This is a genomic window from Cupriavidus sp. D384 (assembly GCF_001652915.1).
Classification (GTDB): domain Bacteria; phylum Pseudomonadota; class Gammaproteobacteria; order Burkholderiales; family Burkholderiaceae; genus Cupriavidus.
Genome location: NZ_BBQI01000095.1, coordinates 38,998 through 58,864, shown reverse-complemented (window position 1 = coordinate 58,864; position 19,867 = coordinate 38,998). Strand labels below are relative to the sequence as shown.

Sequence of the window (19,867 nt, the reverse complement as noted above, 5' to 3'; positions counted from 1 at the left end):
GCCGGCAGATGCGTCAAGCCTGCGGCTTGACCTTTCCTTCCGCCTTCACCATGACCACCGGGCAATCGGCCTGCGCCAGAACGCGGCCGGCCACCGACCCGAGCACGGCGTCGAAGAACGACCCGCGTCCGTGCGTGCCCATGACGATGGCGCTGGCATTCACCGACTTCGCGTGACCCAGGATCTTCTCGGGCGGATAGCCATGCAACGCGTGGCGTTCGAACGGAATCTTCGCGGCTTCAAGGATGGCGCAGACCGATGTCATGGCCTTTTCGCTGGCCTCGTTGTGCCAGGCGTCGATGGTTTCCTTGCTGACGAAGGCGCGCACCTGGCCCGTGACGTCGGGCGACACGTGTATCACATGCACGGTGAAGCCGCTCTGCAGCAACTTGCCATCGGCCAGGAAGCGTGCGGCGGCGTCGCTGAAAGCAGAACCGTCGGTGGCGAGCACGATATTGGACATCGGGGGCATGGCGCTATCTCCTTGGTTGAAAAGCTACAACGCGCGACTGGCGCGACGTGATCATCATGGCACGCAGAGGGTGATCACACCGTAACGTAGATCAAATCGGCGCGCAATTTTTAAGGATTTCACGATTGTCATCTGAGCGGCGATATGGTTGATCGGCGCGCCGAAACGCGTGCTTCCGCGAACTGGCGGACGCAACGGCTCAACGCCTGAAATTTCCGTAAGAAAGCCCGGAAGTTTCGACACGCATTTTCAGCCCGTTCTGCCGCTGGCAAGCCGCTGGACAGCCTAAGCTGCCCGCTGTTCTTGTTCACGGAGACCTGGCATGCCCAACGCAATCGTTATCGATCCGCATATCGCTGTTCGCAAGACCGTCTGCAAGATCCTGGAGACCGCCTCCGGCTTTGACGAAGTCCGTGTTGCCACCGGTGGCGCGGCCGGCCTGCTGGCACTGCGAGACCGCCCGGCCGACCTGGTGGTGATGGATCTGCAACTCGACGACCTGCCCGGCGATGCCGTGCTGGAGGAGGTGGTGTCGACCTGGCCGCTCACGTGCGTGCTGGTGCTGTCGGCGCAGCGGCGCGCGGCGGAGCGTGCGTTGCTGGGCGGCGCCCACGGCTATATCGACAAGGCCGCCGGGCTGGACGCACTGGCCGATGCCGTGCGGGCGCTGATGAGCGGCTATGCGGCGTTCCCGCTGAGGTCGTTGCCTACCTTCCGCCGCGCCGCCGCCAATCCGGCTGACCCCAAGGCCCTGCTGAGCCGCCGGGAACTGACCGTGCTGCGGCTGCTGGCGGTTGGTCATTCCAACAAGGCGATCTCGGATGTGCTGGAGATCAGCAACAAGACCGTCAGTTCGCACAAGGCCAGCATCATGGACAAGCTGGGGCTGGGTTCGCTGATCGATCTTGCGGAGTTTGCGCGTGTGCATCGGCTGCTGCCAATGGAAGGCGAGCCGGTTCCGCGGGTGATGAAGCCGCGCGCCAGGCGGAGCGATGCTGCCGCGTTCTAGGCGTCGCCGGCGTGCGCTGGTCCGCCTTCCCGGCGGCAGCCGCGCGAGACGCTGACACACATCGGCGAACTGGGCCGCACGCTGGCCGCAACGGCGTCCGGCCCCGTCCGTCGCTATCCGTCATTGTGCGTCCGCATGCGTCCTTATCCGGCATAATCCCAGCCAAACAGCGCCGCATCCGGCGCAGGACGGTATTGACTGGGCATGCAAATGAACGCGCCGAAGACGGAGACGTCAGACAACTCGCACGACCACCAACTGGACGACGACTGTCCGCTGCACTGGTTCGACGCGGACCGGGGCGCGTTCGAAGATCTTGAGCGGCGCATTGCCGAGCATCCCGCCGATTTCTTCGCCGGCACCGATTTCGATCCGGTGGGCGCCTGCGCCACGCGCGAGGCGCAGTTCACCTCGGTGGACCTGCCCGAAGATCCGACCGCGCCGCAGGCGCATGCCGATCATCTGCTGCACGATGTATTCCGCCACGTGATGCCCGTGGCCTCGCCGGCCTTCGTCGGCCATATGACGTCGTCGCTGCCGTCGTTCATGCCGTCGCTTGCCAAGATCGTGGCGGCGCTGAACCAGAACGTGGTCAAGCTGGAAACCTCGGGCGCGCTGACAGGCCTGGAGCGCCAGGTCATCGGCATGCTGCACAAGCTGGTCTTTTCGCGCGACGGTGGCTTCTATGCGCAGTGGCTGCACAATCCCGAACATTCCCTTGGCGCGTTCTGCGCGGGCGGCACCACGGCCAACCTGGCGGCGCTCTGGGCCAGCCGCAACAACGTGCTGCGTGCACGCGACGGCTTCCCCGGCCTCCACAATGCCGGCCTGATGGCGGCGTTGCGTCACTACGGCTACGACGGCCTGGCAATCGTGGTGTCGGAACGCGGCCATTATTCGCTGCGCAAGGCCGCCGACGTGTTGGGCATTGGCCGCGACAACCTCGTGCCGGTAGCGGTCGACGGCGACGGCCGCATACGGATCGACAAGCTCCGCGAAACGCTCGCGGACCTGAAGGTGCGCAATATCCGGCCGATGGCCATCGTCGGCATCGCCGGGTCCACCGAGACCGGCGCAGTCGACCCACTGGACGCGATGGCCGATGTGGCGCAGGAAGCCGGGTGCCATTTCCATGTCGATGCGGCCTGGGGCGGCGCGACATTGCTGTCCGAACGCGAACGCTGGCGCTTCGCTGGCATCGAGCGCGCCGACTCCGTGGTGATCGATGCCCACAAGCAGTTCTATGTGCCGATGGGCGCCGGCATGGTGCTGTTCCGCGATCCGGCCTGGACGCAGGAGATCATCCAGCACGCCAACTACATCGTGCGCAAGGGCTCGGTCGATCTGGGCCGCCACACGCTCGAAGGCTCGCGCGGCGCGGCGGCCGTGATGCTCTATGCCAACCTGCACCTGCTGGGACGCAAGGGCCTGGCACGATTGATCGACACCGGCATCGACAACGCGAAGTACTTTGCCTCGCTGATCGAGCAGCAGCCCGACTTTGAGCTCGATAGCCGGCCGCAGCTTTGCATCCTGACTTACCGCCACGTGCCCGAGGCGGTGCGCGCGGCGCTGTTGTCGGCGTCGACCCCGGCGGAGAGGCGCGAGCAGATCCAGCAGGCGCTGGACGCGCTGACGATCAGCATCCAGGAGATGCAGCGCGACGCCGGGCGGTCGTTCGTGTCGCGCACGCAGCTGACGTCGTCGCAGTGGGGCGGCCGGGCCATCGCGGTGTTCCGCGTGGTGCTGGCGAACCCTGACACGACGCATGACATCCTGCAGGGCGTGCTGGCCGAACAGCGCGCACTGGCCGCGCAGAGCCCGATGCTGGCGCCGTTGATGGCGCTGCTCTGACGCTTCCGGCGGCCTGCGTCCGCTACGGCTGGCGCGGGCTGGTGCATCCAGCCTCGGTGCCCATGGCCGTCCGCTGTGGACCAAGGCAAAAAGCCGCAATCCCGTGAAGGATTGCGGCTTTTCAAATAGATGGTGGCGAATCAGGGATTCGAACCCCGGACCTGCGGATTATGATTCCGTCGCTCTAACCGACTGAGCTAATTCGCCAACGAAGATCGAAATTATACCTTCGGTTTTCGGCCTGTCAACACCTTCGTGACAATTTTCTGCAAGCTTCGGCAGTTGCCTAAAAAAATGGCAGACCCGAGGGTCTGCCTGGAAGGAGCGGCTGGCCCGTAGGCCAGCCATCCTGAGCGAGGGTTACCGGTTGTATCCCTCCGGCGAATGCCTGAATGGCCTGTTGTCTGTGTGTGGCCGCTTAGTCGTTGGCGTAGATGTCCACGTCCTTGGTCTCGCGGACGAACAGCGCGCCCAGCACGAAGGTCATGGCAGCGATGATGATCGGGTACCAGAGGCCGTAGTAGATGTTGCCGTTCTGGGCCACCAGCGCGAACGAGATGGTCGGAAGCAGGCCACCGAACCAGCCGTTGCCGATGTGATACGGCAGCGACATCGACGAGTAGCGGATGCGGGTCGGGAACATTTCGACCAGCATGGCCGCGATCGGGCCGTACACCATCGTCACGTAGATCACCAGGATGACCAGGACCACCAGCACCATGATCGTGTTCATCTGGGCCGGGTCTGCCTTGGTCGGGTAGCCGTGCGCCGTCATCTCGCCGCTGACTGCCTTCTTGAAGTCGGCGATCTGCTTCTTGCTGGCGTCGTCGAACACACCGTTGCCCACCGTGGCGTCGAAGGCCTTGATCTCCTTGTCGCCGATCTTCACCGAAGCCACGGTGCCGGCCGGAGCGGCCACCACGTCATAGCTGGCCGATGCCTGGGCCAGCGTACGCTTGACGATGTCGCACGAGCTGCGGAAGTCGATCTCGCGGGCGATCGGGCTGCCCTGGAACGAGCATGTGGCCGGATCGGCCGTCACCACGATCTGGGCCGACTGCTGGGCACGCTCCAGCGCCGGGTTGGCGTAGTGGGTCATTGCCTTGAACAGCGGGAAGTAGGTCAGCACGGCCAGGGCGCAGCCCAGCATGATGATCCACTTGCGGCCGATCTTGTCCGACAGCGAGCCGAAGAAGATGAAGAACGGCGTGCCGATCACCAGTGCGCCGGCGATCAGCAGGTTGGCCGTCTTGGCGTCGACCTTCAGCACCTGGGTCAGGAAGAACAGCGAGTAGAACTGGCCCGTGTACCAGACCACGGCCTGGCCGGCGGTCAGGCCCACCAGCGCCAGGATCACGATCTTCAGGTTGCGCCACTGGCCGAAGGCCTCGGTCAGCGGTGCCTTCGACGTCTTGCCTTCGGCCTTCATCTTCTGGAAGGCCGGCGACTCGCTCATCGACAGGCGGATGTACACCGACATGGCCAGCAGCAGGATCGAGACCAGGAACGGGATACGCCAGCCCCATACTTCGAAGTTCGCGCCGGTGGCTTCGCGGACCAGCAGGATCACGATCAGCGACAGGAACAGGCCCAGCGTGGCCGTGGTCTGGATCCATGCCGTGTAGGCGCCGCGCTTGCCGTGCGGTGCGTGCTCGGCCACGTAGGTGGCCGCGCCACCGTACTCGCCGCCCAGTGCCAGGCCCTGCAGCATGCGCAGCAGGATCAGGATGATCGGCGCCGCCCAGCCGATGGTGGCGTAGCTGGGCAACAGGCCGACGATAAACGTCGACAGGCCCATGATCAGGATGGTTACCAGGAAGGTGTACTTGCGGCCGATCATGTCGCCGAGGCGGCCGAACACCAGTGCGCCGAACGGCCGCACGATGAAGCCCGCGGCAAAGGCCAGCAGCGCGAAGATGAATGCCGAGGTCGGGTCAAGGCCGGCGAAGAACTGCTTGGCGATGACCGCCGCCAGCGAACCGTACAGGTAAAAGTCGTACCACTCGAACACCGTGCCGAGGGAAGAGGCCAGAATGACCTTTTTCTCTTCCTTCGTCATCGGCGCATTGTGGGCCGCAGGTACGGCCCCCACGTTTTGCGCGTTTGCCATTTGTTGTCTCCTCCGTTTCCGTTCTTCCGTCGAAAATCTTCAAGGGGTCCTCGTCGTCGGGGGCGTGCACGTGTGCGCGTGCCGGCCCATTGCGGCAAGGTTGCAACGATTGTGGGAGGCGAAACTTACTGAGTTCTGACAGATTCAGGACGAAGGGGGCTGAATCCGTCGGGGTATACGCTAGGAAAATCGGGCCGATGCCGGGGTCTGGGCGTGCTGCATTGCGAGGCATCCGGGCCAGGGGCCGCCTGCTGCCGCGCCGGGCGCCGTTCTTGCGCCGCAGCAATGGGCGCGGCCCCAGAGGAAACCCTTAGACCGTGTCGTGGCGGGGTGCGCCGCTGCCGCTGTCAGGTTGAGCGGGTGGCGCCGGGTGGGCTTCGATGCCGGTGCCGGCCAGCTCGTTTTCGCGCGCGTGCATGTCGTCATCGGCGCGGTTCATGCGCCAGGCGTACAGCGCGGCCATCAGTACGTAAAGAATCAGCGATCCCTGGGCGGCCATCCAGAACGAAAAGGGCCAGCCCAGGAAGTCGAAGCGCAATTCGCGTGCAAACCAGCTCACGCCGAACGTGATCACGAACCACGCGGCCAGCAGTGCCAGGATCCAACGCACGTTGTGATGCCAGGCGCGCCGTTCCAGCGGCGTCATGCGGTCGCGGGGCTTTTTCCGGGTCATGCCGGGCTCTCTTCCGGTGCGGTACGGCGCAGGGTAATGCGCAGGCGCGCGCCGGCCAGCCGTGGCGACGTCTGGTACACGTTGTCGTCGATGGCCACCTCGCCGCCATGCTGCTGCACGATCTCGCGCACGATGGCCAGCCCCAGGCCACTGCCTTCGGTGTTGGTGCCCAGCACACGGTAGAAGCGCTCCATCACCCGTTCGCGCTCGGTGGGCGCGATGCCGGGCCCGGTGTCTTCCACGTCCAGGTAGGCAAACGGCTCGAAGGCGTCGCTGGTCACGCGCACCGTGGCATGGCCGCCGGCTGGTGTGTAGCGGATGGCGTTGTCCACCAGGTTGTTGAGCATTTCGGTCAGCATCAGCCGGTTGCCGGTGATCATCACGGGATGGTCGTCGGCTTCCAGCCCCAGGTCGATGTTGCGCGCCCATGCCTGCGGCAGCCAGTCCTTGACCACATCGCGCGCCAGTGCGGCAAGATCCAGCGGCGCCATGCCGCCGGCGCCGGCCAGGTTCTCCATGCGTGCCAGCGACAGCAGCTGCGTTACCAGGTGCGCGGTGCGCTCGGAGCTGCCGGCAATCTGCGCCAGCGACCGGCGCAGTTCCTCGGGTGACTGCTCGCGCTGCGCCAGTTCGGCCTGCATGCGCAGCCCGGCCAGCGGGGTCTTCATCTGGTGCGCCGCATCGGCGATAAAACGCTTCTGTGTCTGCACGGACTGGTCAAGCTGGGCCAGCAGGTCGTTGAACGACGCCACCAGCGGCGTGATTTCCTGCGGCGCGGCGCGCTCGTCGATGGGGCTGGTATCGCCGGGATTGCGCGAGCGGATGCGCTGCTGGATGGCCGTCAGCGGCGCCAGCCCGCGCGTGAGCCCGAACCACACAAGCACCACGGCCAGCGGCAGGATCACGAACTGCGGCAGGATCACGCCCTTGATGATCTCGTTGGCCAGCCGGGCGCGCTTGTCCAGCGTCTCGGCCACCTGCACCAGCACCGGCTGGTTGCCGCCGATATTTTTCAGATCGACATAGGTATAAGCCACGCGCACATCGTTACCGGCCACGCGATCGTCACGCATCGACACCAGGCCGGCATGGCCCTGTTCCTCTTCAGGCGGCAGCGGCAGGTCGTGGTCGCCGGCCACGTACTCGCCGCGCTTGCCCACCACCTGGTAATAGATGTTGTCGGTCTCGTCGGCGCGCAGGATCTCGCGGGCCGACAGCGGCAACTGCAGCGTCACGCGCCCGTTCACTTCGCGCACCTGCTGCGACAGCACGATGGCGCTGGCTTCCAGCGCACGATCGAACGGCCCGTTGGCAATCGACTTTGCGACCAGATAGGTGACCGCGATGCTCATCGGCCAGAGCAGCAGCAGCGGCGCCAGCATCCAGTCCAGGATTTCGCCGAACAGCGAGCGCGGCGCGGGATGGGCCGACGATTCTTCCAGGTGAGGCAGGGCGTCGGCCAGCGCCGAATCCTCGGCGGCGGCATCGGCCAGCGTGGGGCGCGCGGGTTCAGGCAGGGGGGCGGTGCCTGCGGCGGGATGGCGTCGCCAGGGCAGGCGCAGCAGGCTCATGGGCGGTTTGCGTCAGCCGTGGGTGGCCATGGCCGGCTGGAATTTCTCCAGGCAGTAGCCCAGGCCGCGCACGGTGGCAATTCGGATGCCACCCACCTCGATCTTCTTGCGCAGGCGATGCACGTAGACTTCGATGGCGTTGTTGCTGACTTCCTCGCCCCATTCGCACAGGTGGTCGACGAGTTGTTCCTTCGACACCAGCCGGCCGCTGCGCGTGAGCAGGATTTCCAGCAGGCCGATCTCGCGCGCTGACAGGTCCAGCATCTGGTCGTTGAGGAAGGCGATGCGGCCAACCTGGTCGAAGGCCAGCGGGCCGTGGCGCATCAGCGTGGCGCCGCCGCCAGCGCCGCGCCGCACCAGCGCGCGAACGCGCGCCTCCAGTTCGGACAGCGCGAACGGCTTTGCCATGTAGTCGTCGGCGCCCAGGTCGAGCCCCTTGACGCGTTCGTCCACACCGTCGGCCGCGGTCAGGATCATCACCGGCAGCATCGCGCCGCGCGCGCGCAGCCGCTTGAGCACCTCCAGGCCGGGCATGCGCGGCAGGCCCAGGTCCAGGATCAGCAGGTCGAAATTCTGCGTGGAAAGGGCCGAGTCGGCTTCCACGCCATTGGCGACGTGGTCGACGGCATAGCCGGATTGGCGCAATGACCGTGTCAGGCCGTCTGCCAGCACGTCGTCATCTTCGGCGATCAGAATCCGCATGGTTTGTCTCCACCCTTGTCACCTTTTTCGGGCCGGCATCGCCGGCCTCCGGTTTGCGGTGCCGGTGGGGCTTGCCAAGCATACTGTTTTTTTATACAGTACCCGACATTCCGCGCGAGTGGTCCCGGAAGGGACCGGCGCAGGGCCGGGACTGGCGAGTCAAGGCGCCGAAATGCCTTCGAAAGCCTCCGATATTGATCGGAAAAGGCTTGAAAAGCAGGCGCCACGCCGCATGCGGCCTATTTATACACCAATTGACCACCCATTGACTGAAGGACGACCATGGACGACAAGAAGGCCGGCGCCGGCGTAAGCGCTGAGAAGCAGAAGGCGCTTGCCGCCGCGCTCTCCCAGATCGAGAAGCAGTTCGGCAAGGGCTCGATCATGCGCCTGGGCGATGGCGACGTCGAACAGGATATCCAGGTGGTGTCCACCGGATCGCTGGGTCTGGACATCGCGCTGGGCGTCGGCGGCCTGCCGCGCGGCCGCGTGGTCGAGATCTACGGCCCGGAATCGTCGGGCAAGACCACGCTGACGCTGCAGGTTGTTGCCGAAATGCAGAAGCTGGGCGGCACCTGCGCGTTCATCGACGCGGAACACGCGCTGGACGTGCAGTACGCCGGCAAGCTGGGCGTGGATGTGGGCAACCTGCTGATCTCCCAGCCGGACACCGGCGAGCAGGCACTGGAAATCACCGACGCGCTGGTGCGCTCGGGCTCGATCGACCTGATCGTGATCGACTCGGTGGCAGCGCTGGTGCCGAAGGCCGAAATCGAAGGCGAGATGGGTGATTCGCTGCCGGGTCTGCAGGCCCGCCTGATGAGCCAGGCGCTGCGCAAGCTGACCGGCACCATCAAGCGCACCAACTGCCTGGTTATCTTCATCAACCAGATCCGCATGAAGATTGGTGTGATGTTTGGTTCGCCTGAAACCACGACCGGCGGTAATGCGCTGAAGTTCTACGCCTCGGTACGCCTGGACATCCGCCGTATCGGCTCGATCAAGAAGGGCGACGAAGTGGTGGGCAACGAGACCAAGGTCAAGGTGGTCAAGAACAAGGTCTCGCCGCCGTTCCGCGAGGCGTTCTTCGACATCCTCTACGGCCAGGGTATTTCGCGTCAGGGCGAGATCATCGACCTGGGCGTGGATGCCAAGATCGTCGAGAAGTCGGGCGCGTGGTACAGCTACAACGGCGACAAGATCGGCCAGGGCAAGGACAACGCGCGTGAATACCTGCGCGAGAATCCGGACATCGCCGCCGAGATCGAAAACAAGGTGCGCGCGGCGCTGGGTGTGGCCCCGACGAACACCACGCTGGGCGCGCCGGCCGAGATCGAAGGCTGAGGTTGACGCCTGCCGGCAACGAAGGCCGTCGCATGACAGTGCGGCGGCTTTTTTGTTTTCTGCCCCCGCGCCCTGTCCCCCGAAACGCTTCCCTGATTCCTGATGGCCGGAACCCGTCCTCCGCTTTCCCTCAAGGCCCGCGCCGTTGGCTATCTGTCGCGCCGCGAGCACAGCCGTGCCGAACTGGCGCGCAAGCTGGCGCCCCATGCCGAATCGGCGGAGGAAGTGGAAGCCTTGCTTGACGCGCTGGAGCGTGAAAACTGGCTGTCGAATGATCGCTTCGTCGACAGCCTGGTCAACCGGCGCGCCAGCCGGTACGGCGCGGCGCGGGTGATGCAGGAGGCCAAGACGCACCAGCTGGGCAACGATCAACTGCGCGAACTGCAGGACCGGCTGCGCGATACCGAACTGGAGCGGGCCGCCGAAGTCTGGCGCAAGCGCTTTGGTGTACCGCCCGATTCACCCGAGGCGAAGGCCAAGCAGATCCGGTTCATGATGGCGCGGGGCTTTTCGCGGGGAGTAATCGGCAAGATCATCCGGGGCGCCGAAGACGCCTACGACGGCGAGTAGCAACACCGGGTGGCCATCTGCATACCTGCGTACGCATAAGGGGTATTCGTGCGGACGTCAAGCCAGTTGTCGTACCACTGATGCAACGCAACGCCGATCCGCGCCGCAAGCCGGAAACCCTGATGTGGAGCGGGTTTGACGTCTTTGTCATTGCAACAATCCGGGCCGGACAGACTGTCGCGCAGGATGTTCCCGGTCAAAGCAGCGCGGCATGTTAAACTCCACGAGTTCTCCGGCCCAGGCGGCCGTCCGGCATGCGCCGGGCTGTCCGGACGGAAGCAAGCCGCGAAGTTCGCCGTAGCGAACCCCGCGTAAGTACCGCCCCCGAATTCCGCCACGTTCAGCCTGCCGCTTCAGCCCCGCTGTCATGCCGCTTTCCCCACCCGTCAACCGTGCCTTGCGACATCGCCGTGCCATCACGGCCGAAGCGTATTTGCGGGACGACGGCCTGTGGGACATCGAGGCCCGGCTGACCGATACGAAGCCGCGCGATATCGAATTGGCCGGCAACCGCATCCGTCCCGAAGGCCAGCCGCTGCACGATCTGTGGCTGCGCGTGACGATCGATCTGCGCCTGAATATCGTGGACGCCGAGGCATGTTCCGACTGGGTGCCTTATCCGACGCATTGCGACACGATCGGCCCGGCTTACCGCAAGCTGATCGGCCTGAACCTGATGAAGGGGTTCCGCAAGGCCGTGCGCGACCGGCTGGGCCATGTGGCGGGCTGCACCCATCTCACCGAACTGGCCGGCGTGCTGCCGACCGCAGCCATCCAGGCGTTTGCGGGCGACGTGTTCAAGATTCGCGACGGCGCCGACGACCCCAATCCCGAACCGCCGATGCAGCTCCATGGATGCCACGCGCTCCATTTCGAGGGCGAGGTGGTTCGCCAGTTTTACCCGCGCTGGTATGGTCACCAGCCGAAACCGAAAGCCGGCGCTGCGGCGTCGTCCCCCCAGACCGCGTCACGCGCCGATGCCCCCGCATCAGGTGGCGAAGACACCCTGGCCCACCGGCCCAACGGTACGTCGGGCTGACCGTCACGGTCGGCTCTAGGAAACAGGCGCAAGCCCTTCGTCTCCAACTATTTTTCCAATCCCTTTACGCCTACCCGAAAGGAAACACGCATGAATATCCATGAGTATCAAGGCAAGGAAATCCTGCGCAAATACAATGTGCCGGTTCCGCGCGGCATCCCGGCTTTCTCGGTCGAAGAGGCCCTGAAGGCGGCTGAACAGCTCGGCGGCCCGGTGTGGGTTGTCAAGGCACAGATCCACGCAGGCGGCCGCGGCAAGGGCGGCGGCGTGAAGGTGGCCAAGAGCATCGACGAGGTGAAGACCTACGCCAGCAACATTCTCGGCATGACGCTGGTGACGCACCAGACCGGCCCGGAAGGCAAGAAGGTCAACCGCCTGCTGATCGAAGAAGGCGCCGACATCAAGAAGGAACTGTACGTTTCGCTGGTGGTGGACCGCGTGTCGCAGAAGGTGGCCCTGATGGCATCGAGCGAAGGCGGCATGGACATCGAGGAAGTCGCTGCCCACACCCCGGAAAAGATCCACACGCTGATCGTTGATCCGGCCGAAGGCCTGAAGGACGCTGACGCCGACGACATCGCCCGCAAGATCGGCGTGCCCGACGCCAGCATCGCCCAGGCTCGCCAGGCACTGCAAGGCCTGTACAAGGCGTTCTGGGAAACCGACGCTTCGCTGGCCGAAATCAACCCGCTGATCCTGACCGGCGACGGCAAGGTCATCGCCCTGGACGCCAAGTTCAACTTCGACTCGAACGCACTGTTCCGTCACCCGGAAATCGTTGCGTACCGTGACCTGGACGAAGAAGACGCCAACGAAATCGAAGCATCGAAGTTCGACCTGGCGTACATCTCGCTGGATGGCAACATCGGCTGCCTGGTGAACGGCGCCGGCCTGGCCATGGCCACCATGGACACCATCAAGCTGTTCGGCGGCGAGCCGGCCAACTTCCTGGACGTTGGCGGCGGCGCCACGACCGAGAAGGTGACCGAAGCCTTCAAGCTGATGCTGAAGAACCCGAACGTGCAGGCCATCCTGGTCAACATCTTCGGCGGCATCATGCGCTGCGACGTGATCGCCGAAGGCGTGATCACCGCGTCGAAGGCCGTGCAGCTGGGCGTGCCGCTGGTGGTCCGCATGAAGGGCACCAACGAAGAACTGGGTCGCAAGATGCTGGCCGATTCCGGTCTGCCGATCATCTCGGCCGACACGATGGAAGAAGCCGCCCAGAAGGTCGTGGCTGCTGTCGCTGGCAAGTAAGGACAACTTTCGTTGCCGTCCGGCCGCAGCCGGGCGGGGCGACTAAAAGGACTAGCAAATGAGCATTCTGATCAACAAGGACACGAAGGTCATCACCCAGGGCATCACCGGCAAGACCGGCCAGTTCCACACCCGTGGCTGCCGTGACTATGCCAACGGCAAGAACGCGTTCGTTGCCGGCGTGAACCCGAAGAAGGCCGGCGAAGACTTCGAAGGCATTCCTATCTACGCCAGCGTGAAGGACGCCAAGGAACAGACCGGCGCCACCGTGTCGGTGATCTATGTGCCGCCCGCCGGCGCTGCTGCCGCCATCTGGGAAGCCGTCGACGCCGACCTGGACCTGGTGGTCTGCATTACCGAAGGCATTCCCGTCCGTGACATGATGGAAGTCAAGGACAAGATGCGTAAGCAGAACAAGAAGACCCTGCTGCTGGGACCGAACTGCCCGGGCCTGATCACGCCGGACGAAATCAAGATCGGCATCATGCCGGGTCACATCCACCGCAAGGGCCGCATCGGCGTGGTGTCGCGCTCGGGCACGCTGACGTACGAAGCCGTCGGCCAGCTGACCGCGCTGGGCCTGGGCCAGTCGTCGGCTGTCGGCATCGGTGGCGACCCCATCAACGGCCTGAAGCACATCGACGTGATGAAGATGTTCAACGACGATCCGGATACGGACGCCGTGGTCATGATCGGTGAGATCGGTGGTCCGGACGAAGCCAACGCGGCTTACTGGATCAAGGAAAACATGAAGAAGCCGGTGGTTGGCTTCATCGCTGGCGTGACCGCGCCTCCGGGCAAGCGCATGGGCCACGCCGGCGCGCTGATCTCGGGTGGTGCCGACACCGCCCAGGCCAAGCTGGAAATCATGGAAGCCTGCGGTATCAAGGTCACCAAGAACCCGTCGGAAATGGGCCGTCTGCTGAAGGCAATGCTGTAAGCAGCCAGGTCGACGCCGTGCCATGTGGCCTGTCTGGCACATCGCGCGGCGTGCCGTACCTGCGGGACTCGGGGTCGACCTGACGCCGCAAGCACCGCAAAACATTGCCCCCGTCCTTGTGGCGGGGGCAATGTCGTTCTGGCCTGGCAGATGTCCTAGGGTATATCCCGAGACATGAACCACGCCCGTTGAAACCGAATCGAAAGGTTCGTACGATAAATCTTCATGTCTGGTAGTTCAGACATCCGAAAGTCCGCAGTTGGCCGAATCCGGCAGCTTCCGCGGGCACGGAACATAACTTTGGAATTTCGAGGAGTCTAGCCGTGGAATTGTTGTCCAGCAGCACGTTCTGGATTGCGCTGGGGTCGATCATCCTGACCAATATCGTCCTGTCGGGCGATAACGCAGTGGTGATTGCGCTCGCATCGCGCAACCTGCCCCCCGCCCAGCAGAAGAAGGCCATTTTCTGGGGTAGCGCCGCCGCCATCATCATGCGGGTGGTGCTGACTGTGGCAGCCGTCAAGCTGCTGAGCCTGCCGTACCTGAAGATCGTGGGCGCCGTCCTGCTGGTCTACATCGGCGTGCAACTGCTGACCGGCGATGACGACGAAGATGGTCATGACGCCAAGGACAACATCTGGGCCGCGATCCGCACGATCCTGATCGCCGACCTGGTCATGTCGCTGGACAACGTGGTGGCCGTGGCCGCCGCCGCGCAGAAGGGCCCCGAGGGTAGCCAGCTGATGCTGCTGATCATCGGCCTGGGCCTGTCGATTCCGCTGATCGTCTTCGGCAGCACGCTGCTGCTCAAGGTGATGGAGCGCTTCCCGATCATCATCGTGCTGGGCGCCGCGCTGCTGGGCTACCTGGCTGGCGAAATGCTGGTCAGCGATCCGGTGGATGCCGAGTGGTTCCAGATTCACGTGCCGCACGCACACCTGGTGTTCGGCGTGATTGGCGCCGTGCTGGTCGTGCTGATCGGCAAGCTGATGCGCCGCCGTAGCGCACAGACCGCCTGACGACAGTATCGGGCAATACAGAAGTAGCATCGCGAGCCTGAAACGGGCGACCCACCACGGGTCGCCCGTTTTGTTTTTACAACACCGGAACTGCAGCGTCCGCGCCACGGACTCCTGCGGATTTCCAAACAATTCCCACATTTCTGTGGGAATTGTCCGAGGTCATTGGCGCCTCGCCAGTGTTCTCCCGATCATGACCCCAGCCACGCGCGGCTGAACTTCCAATTCAACACGTCGATTTCACGACGACAACGAAAGGGTCAATATGCAACGCAATCCGAACGCCATCCATCGCGGTGCCCACCGCGCCGCCGGCCGTGCGCAACACGGCTTCACGCTGATCGAACTGATGATCGTGGTGGCCATCATCGGCATCCTGGCGGGCATCGCCGTTCCGCAGTACCAGGACTATGTGGCGCGCTCGCAGTTCTCTGAAGGGGTCAACCTGGCGTCGGGGCAGAAGGCACCGGTGACGGAGGCTTTCTCCAACTCGGGCAGCTGTCCCAGCAACGCCAGTGGGGGAGCCGGCGGCATCCCGGCTTCGACCGACATATCCGGCAGCTACATCAGCAGCGTGCAGGTCGGGGGCACCGCCACCGACGCTGGCGGCTGCACGATCACCGCGAACTTCAAGGATAGTGGTATCGCCAAGGGCCTGACCGGCAAATCCGTGACGCTGACCATGGGCAACGCGGACAAGGGCTCGGTGACGTGGAAGTGCGAATCGTCGGCCGACAAGAAGTACTTGCCGCAGGCCTGCACCCAACTGACGAAGGCCGCGGCGGAATGAGCGCCAGGCCAGGCAGGTGAGGACGTGCCTGGCGGTGGCTAGCTGTGCCAACCCCGGGCGCGGTTCGGCGTGTTCCGAGCCGCGTCCGGGAAACCACTGAGCGCGGCAATTCGTATCGAATCGACTGCATCTGCCTGCGATTGCAACGATGTTTGCCGCCTTGTCCTGAATCAATCCGGAGGCGACGCGACTCCCCCGAAGATGGCCGTGCCGATGGCCCTGGCGGCTGCCGGCGCAATGCCATTCCAACAACTTCAGAAGGGGTCAACATGCATTACCAAAAGGGTCGCCACGCCGGCTTCACGCTGATCGAGCTGATGATCGTCGTCGCGATCATCGGCATCCTGGCGGCGATTGCCATTCCGCAGTACCAGGACTACATCGCACGGGCGCAGATATCCGAGGGGCTGACACTGGCGTCGGGGCAGAAGGTATCGGTAACGGAAACGTTCTCGCAATCCGGCAATTGCCCGAACAACGCCAACGAAATGGCAGATGGCATACCGGCTGCGGCCGATATCAACGGCAAGTACGTGGAGCGCGTGAACGTTGGCGGCACGGCCAATGACAAGGGCAACTGCACGATCATCGCGACATTCAGGCAGTCTGGCGTGTCCAAGGAGCTGAAAGGCAAGACCATGACGCTGACGATGGACAACGCGGACAAGGGCTCAATCAAGTGGAAGTGCGATTCAGACAAGATTGCGCAGCGTTTCCTGCCGCAGGCATGCAAGGGAGCAGCCAAGAAGGCTTGATGCAGGACATAGTCGCCCAGCATCGCGGGCCGGTCGATCCGGGCCGGTCCGTGCGTCCCAGATGGGGTGACCGAGGTGTGCGGGAGCGGTTCTGCCCCATCGGCGCAGGCCGCCACGCTATCATGGCGCCTTTGTCTCCTTGAGCCCCCTGCGCGCATGCCGCTGCACCGAGCCACGCTTCCCGCGACGGCAATTGTCGTTGCCTTCACCCTCCCGTTTCTGGTCTCGCGGCATACGCTGCCGCTGGCGACGTTCTTTGGCGAATGGACGGCGGCGCTGCTTGGCGTGGCGCTGGTGGCCGTGCTGGCGCTGGTGCGCGTCGATGTGTCGGGCTCGCGGCCACGCAAGGCGTTTCCGTGGGTGGTGGCCTTTCCGCTCTGGCTGATTGCGACCACGCTGCTGCAGGCGGCATCGGGCATGGCCGATGTCTCCGGCAGCCGCCTGACCACGCAAATGGTGCTGGCGCTGGGCGCGGCCGTGATGCTGGGCGCCTGGCGCATGGGCCAGGCATCGTCGGTGGATCGTCGGGCCAGCATCGTCGATGCGCTGGCCATCGCCTTTCTGGTGGCGGGGCTGCTGGGTACCCTGGCGCAGTGGGTGCAGGTCTTTCACATGGAAGACCAGGTATTCGGGCTGGTGTCGGAGTATTTCTACGACACCAACCGCCGGCTCTGGGGGAATCTGAATCAGCCTAACCATCAGGCGACACTCAATGGCCTGGCGCTGGCGGCTGCCATCTGGCTGGCAACGCGCAGCTGGCTGCAGTTTCCGTCCTGGCTGGTGGCAACGGCGTTGCTGGAAAGCGGCATCGTGCTGTCCGGGTCGCGAACCGGCCTGGTGCATGTCGGGCTGACGGCCGTCTACGCGCTGCTGGCGGCCGCCATGGCACGCGGCACGCCGCGCGGCGCCAGCCCGATGCATCGGGCCCCTGGCCTGGTCGCCGCTGCCGTGCTGCTGGTCGTGGGCATCGTGGTGCTGCAGCCGGCCATCAAGATGGCGGGGCAGGCGTTCGACTGGCGGTTGTTCGACACCGTGTCACAGTTGCAGTCGGGCAACCAGATTTCCTATCGCGGTGCACTGTGGTCACAGGCGCTGGCAATGTTCCATGCGCATCCGTGGCTGGGCGTTGGCTACGGCGAGTTTGGATGGGCGCAGTTCCAGGTGGCGTCGCAAGTGCAGGTGGTGGCGGAAATGTCGCTGCATGCGCATAACGCGATGCTTGATCTTCTGGCGAAGACGGGCGCGGTTGGCACCGTTGGTGTCGTGCTTGTGCTGGCGGCATGGTTCTGGCGTGTGATCCGTGACCGCATCTGGCGTGGCAACGCGGCCGAGCGAAGCATGGCGGTGCCGGTGCTGATCTGGCTTGCCATGCTCGTGGCGCACTCGATGCTGGAGTACCCGCTGCACTATGTGTATTTCTTTCTGCCGTTCTGCTTCCTGCTGGCCTGGGCGGAGCCGTCGGGCTTCGGCCGGCCGCTGCCACGTGGCGGCGCGATGGTGGCGAGTCTGGCGTTCGTGGCGGTGGCGGCGGTGGCGCTCGTCACACTGTGGCAGGACTACAAGCGCGTGGAGGCGCGGGAATATGCGAGCGACGCGCATCGCGATGCCTTGCCGATGCCCCGTTACTGGTTCCGCCAGCATGCTGCATCGGACGTCGCCGAGCATATGACCATCACCCCTGATAGCGCAGCCGGTCTGCTGCCGGGTCATGTCGACGCGTTGCACCTGCTGCCCACGCCCAACCTGATCCGCCGCAGCGCATGGCTGCTTGCACTGACTGGCGAGCAGGCGCGCGCCCGGCTCTGGATGGAACGTCTGCGCTATTACTACCAGGGGGATGAGGCGGCGCAGTTCGCCGCGCTATCGCGCGATTGCGATGCGCTGGGCGCCGATCGCCGCCCGCGCGAGTTCTGCGCGTGGGTGCACCTGCGCGTCCAGCGCGGTCAGCACCGCACGTCGCAGGTCAACTAGGACTGGATCAGCGTACGTAGCCCGGCGGAGGCGGGGGCGGATAGTACGGCTGGTAGTTGGGTGGTGGCATCGCTGCACGTGCGGGCGGTTGCGCTGTCACCATCTGCCCATAGACGGGCACGCGGTTGCCGCTGGCGTACATGCACTGGACATAGGCGGCGTCATACGCACGCTGCGAGCCGTAGCCAGCGTTGTACGAATTGCCGGCCCCGACCGCCGACCCCGTCAGCAGGCCGACGCCGGCGCCCACGGCGGCACCCTGGCCGCCACCGAACGCGGCGCCTGCCGCCGCGCCCAGCGCGGTGCCGACCACGGCGCTGCCCACGGCCGCCGCGTTGGCGTTCTGCTGCGGCGTGGTGCCGCCGACCTGCCCGAAGGCGAACTGCCGGCAGTTGTAGTCGTCACCGCGGAACTGGTCGAACGTCTTGGTGGTGCCCGGAAGCGCCATCACGCTCGGGCCCGAAGGCATCACCGCGCAGGCACCCAGGCCCAGCGATGCCGCGATCAGCAGACTCAACGAACGCAATCTCATGACGTAACTCCAGGTGCAGCAGGAACGGGCGCGGACGAAGAGGGTGCATGGGGCTGCTCGCGCTGCCAGCCGCCAGGGCATTCCTTCACATAAGGAAAATAGCCGTCGGGCCGGGCGCAGTGGTACCACCAGGCGTTAGGCGACGACCCATCGGTCACGGCCGGATTGCCGTCGCTGCCCTGTTCGATGTATTGCGGCGGTTCCGCCGGCGGCGCTGCCACGGCGGGTGATGGATAGTAGCCCGGATAGTAGCCGGGAGCGTAGTACGGGCCATATGGGTACCAGCCAGGGCCCCATCCCGGACCCCAACCCCAGCCGGGTCCCACATAGACACCGACACCCACGCGGGCATGCCCGCCGTGGTAATACCCATGGGCCAGCGTTGTCGTGCTGTACCCCGCCGCGCCCATCGCGGCCATTGCCAGAACAATCTGGCAGAGCTTGCGCCCGTTCATGATGTGTACCTCGAGTTCCTGCCAATGCTTAACGTCCGAACCTTGCAGTCGGACGACTGACGGCAACCGTCATGTCTTGCATTGAATATCAATTTGCCGCTGGCAGGGGCATTTCGGGACATCCGGAAATGTGACGTTACCTTTATTACGGGCGGGACGAACAAGGCCCAAGTGCCGGCACGGACGCGTGACGGGAGCGCGACACGGAGCTTCTGAATCGGAACATGCTGTTTCGGGACTGGCTTACGCCGCCACCCAATCCCCCGACTTCCCGCCATGCTTTTCCAGCAGCTTCACGTTGCCCATCACCATGCCCCGGTCCACGGCCTTGCACATGTCGTAGATCGTCAGCAGGGCCACCTGTACGCCGGTCAGGGCTTCCATCTCCACGCCGGTCTGGCCGTGGGTTTCGGTGCGCACCACGCAGGCGATGGTCGAGCTGGGTTCGTCGAGCGCGAAGTCCACTGCCACGCGGGTCAGGCCGATGGGGTGGCATAGCGGAATCAGGTCGGCTGTGCGCTTGGTCGCCATGATGGCTGCCACGCGGGCAATGCCGAGCACGTCGCCCTTCCTGGCGGTGCCGTCACGGACCAGCGCGAAGGTTTCGGGCAGCATCGTGATCGTGCCGGTGGCTACGGCTACGCGATGGGTGCTGGTCTTGTTGCCGACGTCGACCATGTGGGCCTGGCCGGCGGTGTCGAAGTGGGTGAGCTGACTCATGGCGGCAAAGGAAGGCTGGGGGAAAGGGGTGAACGGGGCGGTCGCAACGGGGCAGGGAACGTGGCCCAAAACAACGGTGGCCGG

Annotated in this window: 20 protein-coding genes and 1 tRNA gene; 12 read left to right on the top strand and 9 right to left on the bottom strand. The window is 64.7% G+C overall.

The annotated features are described in order from the left end of the window. Positions 1–13: 13 nt before the first annotated feature. Positions 14–463, bottom strand: coding sequence for a universal stress protein (locus tag A9J21_RS22795; RefSeq protein ID WP_066739443.1), 450 nt, complete (start codon positions 461–463; stop codon positions 14–16). Positions 464–794: 331 nt separating this feature from the next. Between A9J21_RS22795 and A9J21_RS22790 the strand changes: the two genes are divergently transcribed. Further along, the gene (locus tag A9J21_RS22790; protein ID WP_066739442.1) at positions 795–1,481 is read left to right on the top strand and encodes a response regulator transcription factor; all 687 of its coding nucleotides are present in this window, start codon (positions 795–797) and stop codon (positions 1,479–1,481) included. Positions 1,482–1,691: 210 nt separating this feature from the next. Next, positions 1,692–3,335: a pyridoxal-dependent aspartate 1-decarboxylase PanP gene (gene panP, locus A9J21_RS22785; RefSeq protein WP_066739441.1), complete on the top strand. Its 1,644-nt coding sequence runs from the start codon at positions 1,692–1,694 to the stop codon at positions 3,333–3,335. Positions 3,336–3,465: 130 nt separating this feature from the next. Here the strand turns inward: panP and A9J21_RS22780 are convergent. From A9J21_RS22780 to A9J21_RS22760, 5 genes are all read right to left on the bottom strand, one after another. Then, positions 3,466–3,542: transfer RNA gene (locus A9J21_RS22780), tRNA-Met, on the bottom strand. A gap of 211 nt (positions 3,543–3,753) precedes the next feature. Next, entirely contained in the window at positions 3,754–5,445 is a 1,692-nt protein-coding gene (locus tag A9J21_RS22775) for an MFS transporter (RefSeq protein ID WP_066739440.1), read from the bottom strand. A gap of 310 nt (positions 5,446–5,755) precedes the next feature. Next, a complete protein-coding gene (locus A9J21_RS22770) occupies positions 5,756–6,118 on the bottom strand; it encodes a DUF4212 domain-containing protein (protein WP_066739439.1) in 363 nt (120 codons plus the stop codon). Beyond that, complete coding sequence (locus A9J21_RS22765) at positions 6,115–7,689, bottom strand: sensor histidine kinase (protein WP_066739438.1); 1,575 nt, start codon at positions 7,687–7,689, stop codon at positions 6,115–6,117. Before A9J21_RS22765 ends, A9J21_RS22770 begins: the two co-directional genes overlap by 4 nt. Positions 7,690–7,701: 12 nt before the next feature. Continuing rightward, entirely contained in the window at positions 7,702–8,391 is a 690-nt protein-coding gene (locus A9J21_RS22760; protein ID WP_066739437.1) for a response regulator transcription factor, read from the bottom strand. A 282-nt stretch (positions 8,392–8,673) separates the two neighbouring features. Here A9J21_RS22760 and recA point away from each other — a divergent pair, with 282 nt between their 5' ends. The 10 genes from recA (at position 8,674) to A9J21_RS22715 (ending at position 18,076) form a co-directional block, all read left to right on the top strand. Continuing rightward, positions 8,674–9,735, top strand: coding sequence for a recombinase RecA (recA, locus tag A9J21_RS22755; protein ID WP_066739436.1), 1,062 nt, complete (start codon positions 8,674–8,676; stop codon positions 9,733–9,735). A 102-nt stretch (positions 9,736–9,837) separates the two neighbouring features. Further along, positions 9,838–10,305, top strand: a complete 468-nt coding sequence (recX, locus tag A9J21_RS22750; RefSeq protein WP_066739435.1) for a recombination regulator RecX — start codon at positions 9,838–9,840, stop codon at positions 10,303–10,305. 80 nt (positions 10,306–10,385) lie between these two features. Beyond that, a complete protein-coding gene (locus A9J21_RS31710) occupies positions 10,386–10,523 on the top strand; it encodes a hypothetical protein (RefSeq protein WP_156546098.1) in 138 nt (45 codons plus the stop codon). A gap of 149 nt (positions 10,524–10,672) precedes the next feature. Next, complete coding sequence (locus tag A9J21_RS22745) at positions 10,673–11,344, top strand: DUF2889 domain-containing protein (RefSeq protein WP_066739434.1); 672 nt, start codon at positions 10,673–10,675, stop codon at positions 11,342–11,344. A gap of 90 nt (positions 11,345–11,434) precedes the next feature. After that, positions 11,435–12,601, top strand: a complete 1,167-nt coding sequence (gene sucC / locus A9J21_RS22740; protein ID WP_066739433.1) for an ADP-forming succinate--CoA ligase subunit beta — start codon at positions 11,435–11,437, stop codon at positions 12,599–12,601. A gap of 58 nt (positions 12,602–12,659) precedes the next feature. Beyond that, entirely contained in the window at positions 12,660–13,541 is an 882-nt protein-coding gene (sucD, locus tag A9J21_RS22735; protein WP_061954871.1) for a succinate--CoA ligase subunit alpha, read from the top strand. Between the two features lie 323 nt (positions 13,542–13,864). Beyond that, positions 13,865–14,560, top strand: coding sequence for a TerC family protein (locus A9J21_RS22730; RefSeq protein WP_066739432.1), 696 nt, complete (start codon positions 13,865–13,867; stop codon positions 14,558–14,560). A 265-nt stretch (positions 14,561–14,825) separates the two neighbouring features. Next, positions 14,826–15,350: a pilin gene (locus A9J21_RS22725; protein ID WP_066739431.1), complete on the top strand. Its 525-nt coding sequence runs from the start codon at positions 14,826–14,828 to the stop codon at positions 15,348–15,350. A gap of 269 nt (positions 15,351–15,619) precedes the next feature. Next, positions 15,620–16,105 carry a pilin gene (locus A9J21_RS22720; protein ID WP_066739430.1) on the top strand — a complete coding sequence of 162 codons (486 nt, stop codon included), beginning with the start codon at positions 15,620–15,622 and terminating at the stop codon, positions 16,103–16,105. A 156-nt stretch (positions 16,106–16,261) separates the two neighbouring features. Continuing rightward, positions 16,262–18,076: a PglL family O-oligosaccharyltransferase gene (locus tag A9J21_RS22715; protein ID WP_066739429.1), complete on the top strand. Its 1,815-nt coding sequence runs from the start codon at positions 16,262–16,264 to the stop codon at positions 18,074–18,076. 7 nt (positions 18,077–18,083) lie between these two features. On the opposite strand, the gene A9J21_RS22710 is transcribed toward A9J21_RS22715, so the two are convergent. The 3 genes from A9J21_RS22710 to moaC form a co-directional block, all read right to left on the bottom strand. Continuing rightward, a complete protein-coding gene (locus tag A9J21_RS22710) occupies positions 18,084–18,608 on the bottom strand; it encodes a glycine zipper family protein (protein WP_066739428.1) in 525 nt (174 codons plus the stop codon). After that, the gene (locus tag A9J21_RS31155) at positions 18,605–19,063 is read right to left on the bottom strand and encodes a hypothetical protein (RefSeq protein WP_082926570.1); all 459 of its coding nucleotides are present in this window, start codon (positions 19,061–19,063) and stop codon (positions 18,605–18,607) included. Before A9J21_RS31155 ends, A9J21_RS22710 begins: the two co-directional genes overlap by 4 nt. A gap of 243 nt (positions 19,064–19,306) precedes the next feature. Beyond that, positions 19,307–19,783 (bottom strand): cyclic pyranopterin monophosphate synthase MoaC, encoded by a 477-nt coding sequence (moaC, locus tag A9J21_RS22705; protein ID WP_066739427.1) that lies wholly within the window; start codon positions 19,781–19,783, stop codon positions 19,307–19,309. Between the last annotated feature and the right edge of the window lie 84 nt (positions 19,784–19,867).

Excerpts from the sequence above, each read along its gene's own strand:
- A9J21_RS31710 (WP_156546098.1), top strand. The coding sequence starts at position 10,386 with ATGCAACGCAACGCCGATCCGCGCCGCAAGCCGGAAACCCTGATGTGG.
- A9J21_RS22795 (WP_066739443.1), bottom strand. The coding sequence starts at position 463 with ATGTCCAATATCGTGCTCGCCACCGACGGTTCTGCTTTCAGCGACGCC.
- recA (WP_066739436.1), top strand. The coding sequence starts at position 8,674 with ATGGACGACAAGAAGGCCGGCGCCGGCGTAAGCGCTGAGAAGCAGAAG.
- recX (WP_066739435.1), top strand. The coding sequence starts at position 9,838 with ATGGCCGGAACCCGTCCTCCGCTTTCCCTCAAGGCCCGCGCCGTTGGC.
- A9J21_RS22720 (WP_066739430.1), top strand. The coding sequence starts at position 15,620 with ATGCATTACCAAAAGGGTCGCCACGCCGGCTTCACGCTGATCGAGCTG.
- A9J21_RS22765 (WP_066739438.1), bottom strand. The coding sequence starts at position 7,689 with ATGAGCCTGCTGCGCCTGCCCTGGCGACGCCATCCCGCCGCAGGCACC.
- sucC (WP_066739433.1), top strand. The coding sequence starts at position 11,435 with ATGAATATCCATGAGTATCAAGGCAAGGAAATCCTGCGCAAATACAAT.
- A9J21_RS22790 (WP_066739442.1), top strand. The coding sequence starts at position 795 with ATGCCCAACGCAATCGTTATCGATCCGCATATCGCTGTTCGCAAGACC.
- A9J21_RS22715 (WP_066739429.1), top strand. The coding sequence starts at position 16,262 with ATGCCGCTGCACCGAGCCACGCTTCCCGCGACGGCAATTGTCGTTGCC.
- moaC (WP_066739427.1), bottom strand. The coding sequence starts at position 19,783 with ATGAGTCAGCTCACCCACTTCGACACCGCCGGCCAGGCCCACATGGTC.
- A9J21_RS22760 (WP_066739437.1), bottom strand. The coding sequence starts at position 8,391 with ATGCGGATTCTGATCGCCGAAGATGACGACGTGCTGGCAGACGGCCTG.
- A9J21_RS22710 (WP_066739428.1), bottom strand. The coding sequence starts at position 18,608 with ATGAGATTGCGTTCGTTGAGTCTGCTGATCGCGGCATCGCTGGGCCTG.
- A9J21_RS22725 (WP_066739431.1), top strand. The coding sequence starts at position 14,826 with ATGCAACGCAATCCGAACGCCATCCATCGCGGTGCCCACCGCGCCGCC.
- A9J21_RS31155 (WP_082926570.1), bottom strand. The coding sequence starts at position 19,063 with ATGAACGGGCGCAAGCTCTGCCAGATTGTTCTGGCAATGGCCGCGATG.
- sucD (WP_061954871.1), top strand. The coding sequence starts at position 12,660 with ATGAGCATTCTGATCAACAAGGACACGAAGGTCATCACCCAGGGCATC.
- A9J21_RS22770 (WP_066739439.1), bottom strand. The coding sequence starts at position 6,118 with ATGACCCGGAAAAAGCCCCGCGACCGCATGACGCCGCTGGAACGGCGC.
- A9J21_RS22745 (WP_066739434.1), top strand. The coding sequence starts at position 10,673 with ATGCCGCTTTCCCCACCCGTCAACCGTGCCTTGCGACATCGCCGTGCC.
- A9J21_RS22775 (WP_066739440.1), bottom strand. The coding sequence starts at position 5,445 with ATGGCAAACGCGCAAAACGTGGGGGCCGTACCTGCGGCCCACAATGCG.
- panP (WP_066739441.1), top strand. The coding sequence starts at position 1,692 with ATGAACGCGCCGAAGACGGAGACGTCAGACAACTCGCACGACCACCAA.